The following is a 13,518-nucleotide window of genomic DNA, read 5'->3' as shown; positions in this document are numbered from 1 at the left end:
TATTACCTGTATCATCGCCTTTCATGATATTGCGATGAGTTTCCTTTCTTTCTGTCTATAACACTTCAATGTTTATGCTTCTGCCGCAGCTGCCTCCGCTTCTTCCTTCAGTATGCTTTTTTCATAGGCTTTGAAGAAGGGACGCCAGATGACGAAATCCAATGCAATCAACAGACAGCAAACAATTGCGGCTGAAATTCCTCCAATTAGCAAAGACGGCAATGGATATGGTAGAAACCACAGGCCGAAGGAGGAAATCGGTGGCATGATAAGACCAATCCTGACCAACAGATATGCAATCGAATAATTGGCAATGGTACACAGCCAGGAAGGAATCATAAGAATCGGATTCCAAACGACATTTCCATACATAATCGGTTCATTTATGTTTAATAGCGTAGGCCCGATATATACCTTTCCAAGAAGCTTCAGCCGCTTCGATTTTGATCGAAGGAAATATACTGCCAGTGGAAGTGTTACTCCCATACCTCCAAAGATGATGTATGCATAGTCAAAACCATAGCTATATACATAAGGTAATGAAGTGCCTGCTGCAAATGCAGCTGCATTGGCGGCGAGTGCAGCTGTCGTAATTGGCCATATTGCCCCATTGAATACCCAGCAGCTAATACCAAAGGTATACACAACCGTTTGCAAACACACGATTAGCAGGCCGCCCCAGTAGGTATCAACAATACCTAAAATCGGATTGCATAACAAGACTATGAAATTGAATAGATCAAATTCAAAATTATACACGACTATCGTTGATATAAGTAAAATCACAAAGATTGGAATAATACTGTTAAACCATTCCTTACAAAAATCCGGAAGTGGTGAGTCCTCGCTTGCCAGATTCAATCGATTTGACAAACGGAAAATCATCACAATAAACAATCCGCATAGTATTGCAACAAACATACCAGCTGCACCGAAGTTTGAGAAATTGTAGAGATTGCCCCCCTCGAGTATTTTCGGATTCATGGCCAGCATGAACACAGCCAATCCTGTCATACCTCCAACAATTTTCCGACTGTCATGCTTCTCTTCCAGCAGATAATATGGAATCAGAAATGCTGTCATAATTCCAATAAGTCCAAAAGAATAATTGCTGATTGGATCCAGAGCCGGAAGCCATGAAACATATGTTTTCACAATATTGTAAAGCGTGATAATACTGGATACCAAAATCATAGGCACTACCTTTAAAACTGCTTTCTGAACACCTACAACATAGGAGTTTGATGCAACCTTCTGTATAGCAGGTACTGCCTTATCATTAAAATAACTGTATTTTGACATTGTTATTTACCTGTATATCCATGACATTTCCCTTATTGGCGTGGATATACTCTCTCCTTTCTATTTCATACGATTTTCTATCTCAATTTTTATATCTCTGTAGCTTCGTCAAGCACACGGACAACATCTTTTAATACGCTTTCTCCATCCAAAGCAGCATATTGCTCCTTTGTGATCAGCCGAATAATTGTTGTCAGTCCCTTTGCCTGAATCGAGGCAGTGATTTTCGGAAGCTCATACTGCAGATGAGGTCCCAGCATCAAAATGTCATAATCCTCCACACAGTTGATGATTTCCGCATCACCAACCGCACGAATCTGTGCTTCGATGTTATTTCTCTTCGCATATTTGCGCATCCTTTGCGCTACCAGTCCGCTGGAGCATCCGGCACCGCATGCCAGCAATATCTTATACATAGACACTCACCCCTTCTTTATCACAGCTTCCAGCTGTTTGATTCTTTCATCATATTGCATGAATATTTCCATCATGTAGCCTGTGAGGTTGATTTCCGTGTTAATCGTCATCAGCGTATCCTGTGCATGAGCAAACAGCACACAGTATTCATTTTGCTCCTGTTGTATAGACCTCTGCATATAACCGGTATGTGCCTGATGGGATTTCAGGATATTCTGCTTTGCCTGCTCAAGAAGCTCAGCTGCCTCACAAAAGCTAAAATTCTTCATTTTTTCCAGAGCCTGAAAGCACTCATTACGCGCATTTCCTGCGTTTAAAATCATATCCATCGAACATTCGACAATTTCATCATCCATTTCCCTGCAACTCCTTTCTGGTTTCACAATCGATTGCCTGATTCCATTATATTTGAAATCCAGTATCTTTCCTCTCTTCTTTTTCACTTTGAAACGTGCAAAAGAAAGGTTCCTGTATTTTCCCCTTTCATGGTGAAAAAAAGCAGTTTATTTCTACAGTACAATCCTTTATACTATAACTGAAGCAGGAGTATGAAAATCATAATCAACTCCACAATAAGCCGTGGCTTTCGATGAATTGCTGGGAATATCATATAGAAAAGGCCCTGCATAGCAGCAGAAAGCTGTTTTATGAATCTTAATCGAATAAAAGCGATGTCTTGCGCAATCATAAGAAGGATGGACATGAATAATCCATATAGTCAAAGGGAAGAAAGAGATACCTGCATAGTGCTTTACAGCGATGCAAGCAAGCTGCAGGAGGGGGCTTACAGAAGGGAGCCGAATTCCTATGAAAATTGACAGTGTCTCATTTTTAAAATTCATTGCAGAGCATCAGCCCTGTACCAGTGATTTCTTAGCTGCACACTTTTCAGTTTCATCACGAACCGTTAAAAATTATGTAAAGGAATTCAATCAGACGTACAATGCTGTCATTACCTCCTCTATACGTGGATATTCTCTGAACGACCTCAGTGTTCTAGAGCTTTTGCAGCAGTCTGAAAGCTCTGCTCCGCAGTCTTCACAGGACCGTATTCTGTATATATTGAATGCGCTGCTATCTCTGGAAACCGATACCTACTTAGATATGTATGAGCTATGTGAAGAGCTGTATATCAGCTATTCCACATTAAAAAAGGAAATCGCAAAGCTGAAAGGCAAAATCAGCAGCTATCATCTCCAAATCATAAACAAACGCGATTCTATAGCACTGAGCGGTTCGGAAAGTGATAAACGCAAGCTGATCAGTGATGTGCTCTATGGAGAATCCTCCTCCAACTTTGTCGATTATGCCATGATTCAGAATAAATTCCCTGATATTGATATTACATATATCCATTCTATATTTACAGAAAGCTTTCAGAAAAACGGATACTTTATCAATGATTTTTCTCTGACCAATCTGGTACTGCACACTGCGATTTCCATAGACAGAATCCGTCATAAAAATTTCAGCTCGCAAAGCATTCTGACACCGGGCTGTATCCAATCGCACGCATATACCATAACACTTGAAGCTGTTAAGCAGTTTGAACGTTATTTTCAGATACATTACATTGAGCTCGAAATACAGGAGCTTGCATTACTCGTCATGTCCAGAACAACACCGATTGATTACACGGATTTAAAGGGATCCAATATCAGTAATTATATTCAGCCGGAGTACCTATCTCTGGCTGCAGAGCTGCTACACGAGATTAAGGAGTCCTATGGAATTGATCTATGTAATGAGAAGCTGCTGAATTGCTTTTCTTTACACCTGCAAAGCCTGTTCATACGTTCCAATAATCACAATTTGAATAAGAATCCTTTGACGAATACCATTAAAACAACATGTCCGTTTTTCTTTGATGTAGCGGTTCATGTATCAACGGCAATTAAGAAAAAAACCGGCATCATCATAAACGAGGATGAGATTTCCTATATTGCTATTCATTTAGGCTGTATGTTCAGTGAAATGAAATCTGTTTCTAATAAAATTACAGCTCTGTTATATTGTCCACAGTATTATGAAATGGTTCAAAATCTTATTAAGCAGATTCATGATGTCTTTTCCAATGATTTGACAATCATCGATGTAGCAACAAGTGAACAGGCTGTATTTGCACAGAAAAGCATTGATTTGGTAATTTCTATACTTCCGCTTTCAGATCGATTTGAAACACGCAGTGTACAGATTGGCCTATTTTTAAATAAACAGGATCAACAGAAAATTCAACAAATGATAGCAGAAATAAAGGCTGAAAAATATCGTGTTGATTTTGAACAGCAGCTCCGGCAGTTGTTTCTTCCCTTTATGTTTGAGAAGATAGAAGGATTTTCTTCTGCCTCTGCCTGTATTCGATCCATGTGCTCAAGATTGCAGAAGCATGGATTTGCAGATGACCGGCTGTATGATGAAATTATGGAACGAGAGCATATGTCCTCCACCGCGTTTGATCATTTTGCTATTCCACATAGCACTTATATGCGATCCAAAAAGACGATTATCAATATACTGATTTCCAAAAAGCCTATTTTTTGGAACAACAATCAGGTTTCTATCGTTATTCTGATGTGCTTTCATAAGCATGACAGAAAATTATTTCAGTCAGTATATGAAACTATCAGTTCCGTTCTGATTGAACGAGAGAATGTAAAAAAACTGACTGCCTGCAATTCCTATGATGAATTCATCGAGACGTTTGTCAGTATGGTTGAATGAGCTAGTGTGTTGATTTCGATATACACAGTGTCTTTCTATCAAAATACGTGCAGATATTCGCTTTCAATTTCTATATAAATATTCGTGAGGTTGTGGTACCCACGGGACAGAGGTACAATGAGCCTTACGGTTGATGTATGCCTGATAAGTGTAATACTTTCATTCATCAGGTATCTGATATAAACAAAAAAAGCGCTGATATAGAGCGCTTTTGTGCTTATCATGGTGCAGGAGAAGAGATTTGAACTCTCACGCGATTGCTCGCACTGCCGCCTGAAGACAGCGTGTCTGCCGTTCCACCACTCCTGCGTGATTCATGATGCTCAATTATAATACACTGAAATAATTGATTTGTCTACCCCTAAATGGAAAAAAATCAATTTTTTACCTCTCTTTGATCTCTGTATCATCTTCAAATATTCAAAGAAAGAGAGTGTGCGCATGGCAGTATATAAAAAGACATTGACAGACTCTTAGAAAACAAAAAAAGACGCTGATATAGAGCGTCTGACTCAATAAAATGGTGCAGGAGAAGAGATTTGAACTCTCACGCGATTGCTCGCACTGCCGCCTGAAGACAGCGTGTCTGCCGTTCCACCACTCCTGCATGATTGAGTGCTTTACAATAATACACTAAAATCTTAATTTTGTCTACCTCAAAAACAGTTTTTCCTATGAATTTCCGATTCATTTCTTCCCTATACGGTACTATTGTGTTTTTCCTGCTGTAGCTAAACAAAGCCATATTCATAACAGATGTACCTTTAGCTGCCGGATACACAATAAAAGATTTCCTACTGACCGTGCTGACATGATCTTGCAATCTACTCTTTGAACCGTTTATTACGCAGAAGAGTATCCATGGCAAACGCCTCCCTCAAGAATTGGATACCCTTCTCCTATCTAAGCTTAACCATTTACTTCAGTAAACAACCAATAGAAATCACTCCAGCTCGCCGCTCTGCTTTATTTACCTATCCCAGCATATAGGCTGTCATAAGCATTTTCATTCTCTGCGCTGTACACAGATCTGCAGCAAAACAGCATACTTTCATTCCCTATTCTTGACACCTGGTTTGTACTCCATATTCATCAGACGCCAATCACTGTATGCATCCCCCCACGAGTTTCCCTGCACCATGTCCGATGGATGCGATATAAAATTCCGGCTCATAGCCAATCCTCTTCGTGTATTCTTTATAAACAGCCTGTTTGAAATCCTCTATTGTCTCATCCTCAACGATTGCAATGGCACAGCCGCCAAAACCGGCCCCTGTCATACGAGCACCAATAGTTCCGCTCTGCTGCCAAGCACTTTCCACGAGCGTATCCAGCTCGACTCCGGTGACCTCATAATCCTCTCGCAGAGAGATATGGGAGGCATTCATCAGGGCACCGAATTCAATGATATCATTGTTTTCCAATGCTGTAATAGCTTTTTTTACACGTATATTTTCCAGTACAGCATGGCGGACACGCTTCCTTTCCACCGGATTGGTTATGCTATGCTGAATCTTCTCAAATTCCTCTTCCTTTAAGTCACACAGACTGTTGATTTTCATAATCTTCTGTATCTGGGAAAGGGCATGCTCACATTCTGCCCGGCGTTCATTATATTTGGAGTCCGTCAGCCCTCGCTGCTTTCTGGTATTCATGATAACGATACTTGCCTGTTTTAGCTGAACAGGTACATAGCTATGCTTTAACGTTGCGGTATCCAAAGCGATCGCATAACCCTTTTTCCCCATACCGATGATAAACTGATCCATAATACCACAATTCATGCCGACAAACTGATTTTCAGCTTTCTGTGACAGCTTGATAATATCCAGCATAGAGAGAGGTAGCTGAAAAAGCTCCTTCAGAATCGTTCCAATCAGCACCTCCAGCGATGCACTGGAAGAAAGCCCTGCCCCATTCGGTATGTTGCCTTCAATCAGTATATTCAAGCCGCAAGGAAGCTTGTAGCCCTCCTGCTGTGTGAAGTATAAGACACCCTTTACATAATTCGCCCAGTCATCCTGTTTGTCGTATTGCAGCTTGTTTAAATCCACATCGATGATGCCTTTTTCTCTGAAATTATTTGAATACAGCAACATATGGGCATCTGCACGCCGCGAAACCACGGCATAGGTACCAAGGGTAATCGCACAAGGGAACACCATACCGCCGTTATAATCAGTATGCTCTCCAATCAGATTCACACGACCGGGTGAAAAAAACACTGCTTCTCCCTGTGCTTTGAAAACCGCTTCAAATTCCTTCATCAATCGTTTCTCCATAATAACATCCTCCTTTTCCACTTTGCATTCCTGACATGTCGGCTATGCTGTTCTCAATCAAATACATACGCCTTATCGCGCCATGCTTCACGTAAAGATATCCTCCTGCAAGTCTTTACCATTAACAGGCCGGTGTGCTGCTCATTGAGGCCTGCCGTTTTTTATCTCCATCTATAGGGGAGCTTTTATGCAGACTTTCTTGCATCCTGTCAGCACTATTCTTGTAAATATCCCGCTGTATTCAGGTAAAGCATGCGCATGATTGTCATCTGTTTTTATGATACGCCATGCTTCACATATACGCCTTCATTATCTTGATTGAAATAAGCACAATATTGCACAGGGATGCATTTCACGTAAAAAATCAGCACAAAACAGGAATTTATAGTATGATAATACAAGATACTTGCACATGCAGGAGGTGGGCTATGCAGATCATAACAGATGATACCAATAAAGAAATCAAGGCACATGGAAGTCATCCCTTTCCTTTGCTGGTGAGCTATGAAAAAATAACAGCATACGACTCTGGATCCTTTCACTGGCACTGGCATCCGGAAATCGAAATAACACTGATTACCAGCGGAGAGATGCTGTACAGAATCAATCATCAGGAATACCATGTCAAAAAGGGCGATGCAATATTCGCCAATGCCAATGCCTTGCATACAGGAACTATGTATCAGGATCAGGATTGTACCTATATTTCTATAACCTTTGATTCCAGACTGCTGTCCGGATTTGAAGGCAGTCTCATTCACAGCAAATATGTGAAGCCGCTTGTGAATGACCTCTCCCTCTCCTCCTTTTGTTTTAACGGCAGTGCACCATGGCACGCCACCATCACTGCTGCTATTCAGCGTATCGCCCGGAATTATGAAGAAAAAGTAGATGCCTATGAGCTTACTATCCTGTTGGAGCTATACACCATTTTAAAAACACTGCATCTCCATATGCGTTCTGAGCACAGGCTCTCATCCTGCGAACTGCTGAATTATGACAGAGTCCGCACGATTTTGCTGTTTGTGGAAGATAATTATGACAGAGAGCTTACCCTGCATGAAATTGCAGATCAGATTCATGTCTGTAAAAACGAATGCTGCAGAATTTTTAAGAGCTATATGCATCAAACCCTGTTTTCGTTCATTCTGGAATTCCGTATTGAAAAAAGTATTGGCTATCTCATGAGCGGCTCCTACACGATATCAGAAATATCGCAGCTGTGCGGATTTAACGATTCCAATTATTTCTCACGGGTATTTAAAAAACAGAAGGGATGTTCCCCTCTGCAATACAGGAGTAACATAAAAGCACAAAGCTGAAGCGTGCATACACAAAGCCGTACAGCAGTCTGCTGTACGAAATTAACATTGCTGTTTTGCTTTACCTGCTCCACTCTCCTTTCCTTCATTTACCCCCTGTATATTACGGGTTCTTTTGTATATAGCTATAAATCCAGATTTGCCTTGCGTGCCTGCGACATCAAAACTCGCACATGCAGATGATACTGTTTCCCATCCTTTATGAAATGCGTTCCGCACTGGCGAAAGGAAAAGTGTACACCGGCCTGTATGCACTGCTCCCGGATAGAGAGCACCCAATCATAATTCAATACCCTTGCCTTGGGATCAGATTCACCACCGACGACTACCAGCTCACATCCGGACAGATATGGTTGAAGATTCACCGCTTCCAGTAATGGCCGGCATATAATATTGCGATGGCGGATAGGCAGCTGTTGAAATATCTTCAGCTTACAATCTACCGCGTCCTGATTTTCCACTGTACAGCCGACTGTTACATTTTCATAGCCAGCCTCCCAATCTTCGGGAATACAATCCATAAACCGCTCAATCCGCTTTGTCAGAAACAGAAAATGCAGATCCTGCCGCTCACGTATCATCGCCCAGCATTCCCCGCGCCAGTCATCCGCCTCCTCCAGCAGAAAGTCAGAGGAGAAGCAAAGATAAACAAGCTGTCCGCCCTTCATGCGGTATTCGCCATGCTTATTACGTTCAATCGGCGCTGTAAAGCGCTTTGTTTTATGTATCAAATTTGTATCGATGCCTTTTCGCGCATCTCCCTTATGAATATAACAGTATTTACAGCCTTCACTGCACCGGTGACATCCCCGCCACGGATTCCACATGACCATGCGTTGTTCCTCCTGTGTTTATAATATAATCACGATATCGTTCAAGGATAGCATACCTGTCGCTGTTTGTCCTCTCTTTTACATATTATTTTCTGCAGGTTTTTCCTATCCTTACCATGCATCCATCATGTGTTGCATATCATGCAATCAACATAAAAGAAATATATGCAAAACAGGATACAAATACATTCCTCTTAGAATCTTTTTGCATCCTGCTGTTGTTTATATTTGCATGCACTGCCGACGTAAAAGGCCTAGAAAAACTGGTGCTGATTTTTATCATCCGTCCCTCCATTCCCCACGCTTCGCGTGCGGGCACAAATATTCCATGAAAGTTATTTCAATAATCCTGAATTACTATATTTTTGATTTTCTTTCACACTTTATTTTTCGAGTTGAATACTGCTGTAAATCATATCTTCAAAATCCTGAAAGCAGGTACAGTTTCGTATGAGAGGCAGCATAGCCGGTTCACTAAACAGGGATATCAAGGATTCATAAATACTTCTGAATTCACGTTTATCCGCTTTGTTTATCGCCAGCAAAAAGATGATATATACTGTATTGGTTCCCCAAGGAACTCCGTTTTTTGAAATTGCTACAGCAATGCTTGTCTTCATGGCATCCATTTCCACTGCATGTGGAATCGCAATGCAGCCAAACGCGGTTGGTGCAGCTTTTTCTCTTCGGTATACATTATCATAAAAATCAGAATTTACATACTTCTTTTTTGTAAGTGCAGTGCAAAGCACTTCCAGAATATCCTCCTTTGACACGTTGGTCTGTTCATACATAAACAGATCTTGTTCAAAAAAGGTATGAAAATCAACACACAATTTCTGATTCTTTTCCTCCTCCAGCTCTTTTGAAATCACAGACTGAATCTTATCAAACTGCGATGACAGATTGATTGGAGAAACTTGCACCACCTTCAGGTTAGAATAATTTGCGTGCTGTGTTAATGGTATTGTCGAGAACACGATGGCAATGCTCTGTTCCCGCAGTTTCTCCTTGAATTGCACTTCATCTGTCACAGAGCCGATCAGATTCAGCTGATTGCCGAAATTCATCATCATAGTATTTAAAATACTTGATGCCATATCATGATAATCCGGACATATCAAAATCGCAGGGATCTTATACGTATTAGCAGTTTGCCTTTCAATCTCGGCACCGATATGAATCGCCAGAAATGCAGTTTCATCCTCATTTATCATAAAATCATATCGGTCCATCAAATCCAGTGCAATATAAATAGCTATGTCAAACACAATAGGGCTATTGTTCTTAATCGCCTGTGTCATTGGATTCTTTGTTGAACGCCCCGTTTTTGCACGGAAAATTAAATTTTTAAGATGCAGTGCAAACGGCGTGATAAAGGTGTTGGCGGAAAGATCAATCATATACAGATTATCAATTTTACGAACATAATCTCTTGTTAAGGAAAGCACATCCTCACCTACAGCATTTTTCAATGCAGAGCCGGATACATCCAATGAGAAATTAGCATTTGCACGAAACAGCATATACAGCTCAAAGTATTCATAGTCATTAAATTCGATGCCGAAGCTTTGCTCGATCTGCTGCCTTAAGCTGCTTAAAAAAGCCTCCTCCTGCGGTGAATTAAAGGTGAAATCCGTCTGTCCTGAATCCAGCTCATTTCCATTCAGTTCTCGATCAATCATGATCAATAGATGCAACAGCAGATTCAATGCTGCAAAATCATTCAAATAATACATATATTTTTTAAATGTCTGGTATATGATCGTCTGCAGCGCATCGATATCTATACTGCCAAAATTTTTGCGCAGTAAATCCAGATTGATATAGCTGTTCTTCGCCTCTTCGTTGATTACATAGCTAATCAGTCTGCGTTTATCCTGTTCATTCCCCTGAATATAGACACAGTCATTTTCGCAGGGAAATGCAACATGGTATGCAGAGAAAATTTTATTCATTTTATAGATTACGGTTTTGATTGTGGAATAGCTCACACAGAGCGTATCGCAAAGATCAAACAAATCCAATCCGGAATGATGATGCAGCACCAGCTGTTTAATGATATAGAAGGAGCGTTCCTCCTGCGTCTGCGGAATCTTTTGATTGTCAAGAGAAGCCAGCAGGGAGGATACCACATTGGTGTGCAGCTCATAGCCGTTGCGTGAGGATGCGATAATACTTTTTCCATATAATCCATTGATTTCATGGACATAATTTTTAATCGAGCGAGGAGTTACCTCTAACGCATTTGCAAGCTCCTTTCCGCTCATCGGTCGGTTATGAACAGATAAAAAACGAATCATTTCCAATTGTTTCTTATTCATATGTAAGACCTCCTGCTCATTTATTTTATTATAGCAATTCTCACAGAAATTACAACTTCGCTTCTTCCTGTTAGGGGAAATCTTTTATTTCCCCCTTATGGGAAAATTCATACATTTCCTCATTTCCCCGTAAAGGAAAAAGACAGGTTGATGAATTGTTTAAAATTCCGCATAATGTAGGTGTCAAGAAAAACGGAGGTGAAAAAAATGGAAACGTTGAAAATTCTGCTTTGCTGCGGTGCCGGTATGTCAAGCGGCTTCTTGGCCAGCAGTGCCAGAAAAACAGCGAAAAAGAAAAAGCTGAATGTAACAATCGAGGCGCGCAGTGCTTCTGAGGCAAACGAGCTGCTCTCCACCATCGATGTGCTGCTGATCGGTCCGCATTATGCAAAAGAAATCGATAAGTTTCAAGAGCTTGCGAAGCCGCATGGTGTTGCTGTCGCACTGATTCCGGAAGACATTTATGGCTCGCTCGACGGTGAGCGCCTGATTGCTTTTGCACAGACTTTAAAAAATTAAAAGAAGCTAAGAGGGCATTCTTAGCTTCATGAGAAATCGCTATGTATTTGATTTCTTCAGGAATAGCATACATCGTTTCTGAGGAAATAGCAATGAAAAACAGGAGGAAAGTTATGAATACATTCATGAATTGGCTAGCAAATTCCTTTGTGCCAAAATCGAACAAGATATTAAGCAAGCCCTGGATTTCTGCATTGGGCTCCACTATGCAAAAGGTCATTCCGTTCATTTTAACAGGCTCCGTTATATTTCTATATAATGTGCTTGTATCCTTTTTCCCATCACTGCCGGATCTGGGGGTAATCAGTGACTTCAGCTTTGGTATCATTTCATTGATAGTTGCCTTTACAATCGCAAATCAGTGTATGGAAAAGCTGGGACATCCAAGCTATATGATCAATGCAGGGATTGCATCCATCGGCGTGTTCCTGATGGTCGCAATTCCGATTGGTGAGGATGCCGACAGTATTTCTGCCTTAATGAATCATTTAAGCGCAAGCGGCATTGCTGTTGCCATGATTACAGGTCTGTTTACCTCTATCATCTTTCACCTATGGGCAAAGCTGCACTTTCTGAAGGACAGCAGTATTCCGGATTTTGTTTCCTCCTGGATCAATACGGTTGTACCAAACCTTATTTCTTTAGGAAGCATCATGGTCATGGTCAAACTAATGGACGTCAATGTGTATGCTGCCATTATTTCAATTTTTACACCTTTGATACAAATCGGTCAGACGCTGCCCGGTCTGGTGCTCATGTGCTTTACTCTGGCATTCTTCTACACCCTTGGTATTTCAAGCTGGACCTTCAATGCGATCACAACCCCAATCCTTATGGCTGGTGTGCAGGCTAACCTGGAACAGATTGCTGCAGGGCAGGCTGCAACACATATTGTCAGCCATACGACCTTCTGGTCTATCAGCTTTATCACAATGGGCGGTGTTTGTGCAACACTGGCACTTAATGTACTCATGTGCTTCTCGAAATCAAAGCAGCTGAAAATGCTGGGAAGAGTATTCCTCGTGCCCTCCATCTTTAACATCAATGAACCGTTAATGTATGGCGCAAAGGTTGTCTTCAATCCTCTGCTCATGATTCCTGCATGGATCAACGCCATTATCGGTCCAGTCTATGTTTGGGTAATTATGAGCCTGGGCTTACTCAACATCCCTGCACAGATGATGGAAATCGGACAGGTACCTGCACCAATCTCCTCTGTTCTTGCTACGCAGGATATGCGGGCTGTCTTATGGTGGGTCATTTTATTCCTGATTTATGGAATTATCTGGTATCCGTTTTTCAAGGTATATGAGAAGCAGAAAATCCAAGAAGAAACAGCAGCTGTTGAATAACAATACATATGATATGGAGGACTTTTTATGAACGAACAAAACGAATTGCTCACAGCAGCCATGCAGATTATCCTGCATGCCGGAAATGCACGGAATGAAGCTGAGGAAGCCTTGGAGGAAGCAAAGAAATTCAATTTTCAGGAGGCTGCTGCATATTTACAAAATGCTGAGGAAGCTATCACACTGGCACATAAGTCACAAACGGACATCATTCAAAGGGAAGCCGGCGGCTATGGCTATGAGCCCAGTTTGTTATTTGCCCATGCACAGGATACCCTGATGACGATTAAGTCGGAGCTGCATATAACCAAACAGCTGATCGATGTTTTAAAAATCATAAAGGATAATAAGTAAATACTTTGCAGCGTGCATAGGAAACTGCATCACAATAGGAAAGGGGAACAGAAAAATGTGCCCCTCTTTTTAAAGAATAGAACAGGAGGAAA

General features: G+C 41.2%; 11 protein-coding genes and 2 tRNA genes. 5 read left to right on the top strand and 8 right to left on the bottom strand.

Features of this window, described 5'->3' with window-relative positions:
• Positions 1-72: 72 nt before the first annotated feature.
• From NE665_RS02110 to NE665_RS02100, 3 genes are all read right to left on the bottom strand, one after another.
• Entirely contained in the window at positions 73-1,302 is a 1,230-nt protein-coding gene (locus tag NE665_RS02110; protein WP_117443170.1) for a PTS transporter subunit EIIC, read from the bottom strand.
• Between the two features lie 89 nt (positions 1,303-1,391).
• Positions 1,392-1,718, bottom strand: coding sequence for a PTS sugar transporter subunit IIB (locus tag NE665_RS02105; RefSeq protein WP_117443171.1), 327 nt, complete (start codon positions 1,716-1,718; stop codon positions 1,392-1,394).
• Positions 1,719-1,724: 6 nt separating this feature from the next.
• Positions 1,725-2,075 carry a PTS lactose/cellobiose transporter subunit IIA gene (locus tag NE665_RS02100; protein ID WP_117443172.1) on the bottom strand — a complete coding sequence of 117 codons (351 nt, stop codon included), beginning with the start codon at positions 2,073-2,075 and terminating at the stop codon, positions 1,725-1,727.
• A gap of 451 nt (positions 2,076-2,526) precedes the next feature.
• On the opposite strand from NE665_RS02100, the gene NE665_RS02095 reads away from it, so the two are divergent.
• Positions 2,527-4,440, top strand: coding sequence for a PTS sugar transporter subunit IIA (locus NE665_RS02095; RefSeq protein ID WP_178760211.1), 1,914 nt, complete (start codon positions 2,527-2,529; stop codon positions 4,438-4,440).
• 223 nt (positions 4,441-4,663) lie between these two features.
• Here the strand turns inward: NE665_RS02095 and NE665_RS02090 are convergent.
• The 3 genes from NE665_RS02090 to NE665_RS02080 form a co-directional block, all read right to left on the bottom strand.
• Positions 4,664-4,749, bottom strand: a tRNA-Leu gene (locus NE665_RS02090).
• 212 nt (positions 4,750-4,961) lie between these two features.
• Positions 4,962-5,047 (bottom strand) — tRNA-Leu (locus NE665_RS02085).
• Positions 5,048-5,543: 496 nt separating this feature from the next.
• Positions 5,544-6,722 (bottom strand): galactokinase, encoded by a 1,179-nt coding sequence (locus NE665_RS02080; protein ID WP_178760212.1) that lies wholly within the window; start codon positions 6,720-6,722, stop codon positions 5,544-5,546.
• 428 nt (positions 6,723-7,150) lie between these two features.
• Between NE665_RS02080 and NE665_RS02075 the strand changes: the two genes are divergently transcribed.
• Positions 7,151-8,044 carry an AraC family transcriptional regulator gene (locus NE665_RS02075; protein WP_233104528.1) on the top strand — a complete coding sequence of 298 codons (894 nt, stop codon included), beginning with the start codon at positions 7,151-7,153 and terminating at the stop codon, positions 8,042-8,044.
• A gap of 125 nt (positions 8,045-8,169) precedes the next feature.
• On the opposite strand, the gene NE665_RS02070 is transcribed toward NE665_RS02075, so the two are convergent.
• Together NE665_RS02070 and NE665_RS02065 are read right to left on the bottom strand one after the other, a co-directional pair.
• Positions 8,170-8,877 (bottom strand): DUF5131 family protein, encoded by a 708-nt coding sequence (locus NE665_RS02070; protein WP_178760261.1) that lies wholly within the window; start codon positions 8,875-8,877, stop codon positions 8,170-8,172.
• Between the two features lie 383 nt (positions 8,878-9,260).
• On the bottom strand, positions 9,261-11,201 hold the full coding sequence (locus tag NE665_RS02065; protein WP_178760260.1) for a PTS sugar transporter subunit IIA: 1,941 nt from the start codon (positions 11,199-11,201) through the stop codon (positions 9,261-9,263).
• 207 nt (positions 11,202-11,408) lie between these two features.
• On the opposite strand from NE665_RS02065, the gene NE665_RS02060 reads away from it, so the two are divergent.
• The 3 genes from NE665_RS02060 to NE665_RS02050 all read left to right on the top strand — a co-directional run bounded on the left by NE665_RS02060 (position 11,409) and on the right by NE665_RS02050 (position 13,426).
• Positions 11,409-11,720 (top strand): PTS sugar transporter subunit IIB, encoded by a 312-nt coding sequence (locus tag NE665_RS02060; protein ID WP_178760259.1) that lies wholly within the window; start codon positions 11,409-11,411, stop codon positions 11,718-11,720.
• 113 nt (positions 11,721-11,833) lie between these two features.
• On the top strand, positions 11,834-13,072 hold the full coding sequence (locus NE665_RS02055) for a PTS transporter subunit EIIC (protein WP_178760258.1): 1,239 nt from the start codon (positions 11,834-11,836) through the stop codon (positions 13,070-13,072).
• Between the two features lie 27 nt (positions 13,073-13,099).
• Complete coding sequence (locus NE665_RS02050) at positions 13,100-13,426, top strand: PTS lactose/cellobiose transporter subunit IIA (RefSeq protein ID WP_178760257.1); 327 nt, start codon at positions 13,100-13,102, stop codon at positions 13,424-13,426.
• The last annotated feature ends 92 nt before the right edge of the window (positions 13,427-13,518 follow it).

Source organism: Clostridium sp. DFI.1.208 (assembly GCF_024463855.1).
Taxonomy (GTDB): Bacteria; Bacillota_I; Bacilli_A; order Erysipelotrichales; family Erysipelotrichaceae; genus Clostridium_AQ.
Note: the sequence above shows the minus strand (reverse complement) of the source record. Positions and strands in the feature narration are given on the sequence as shown.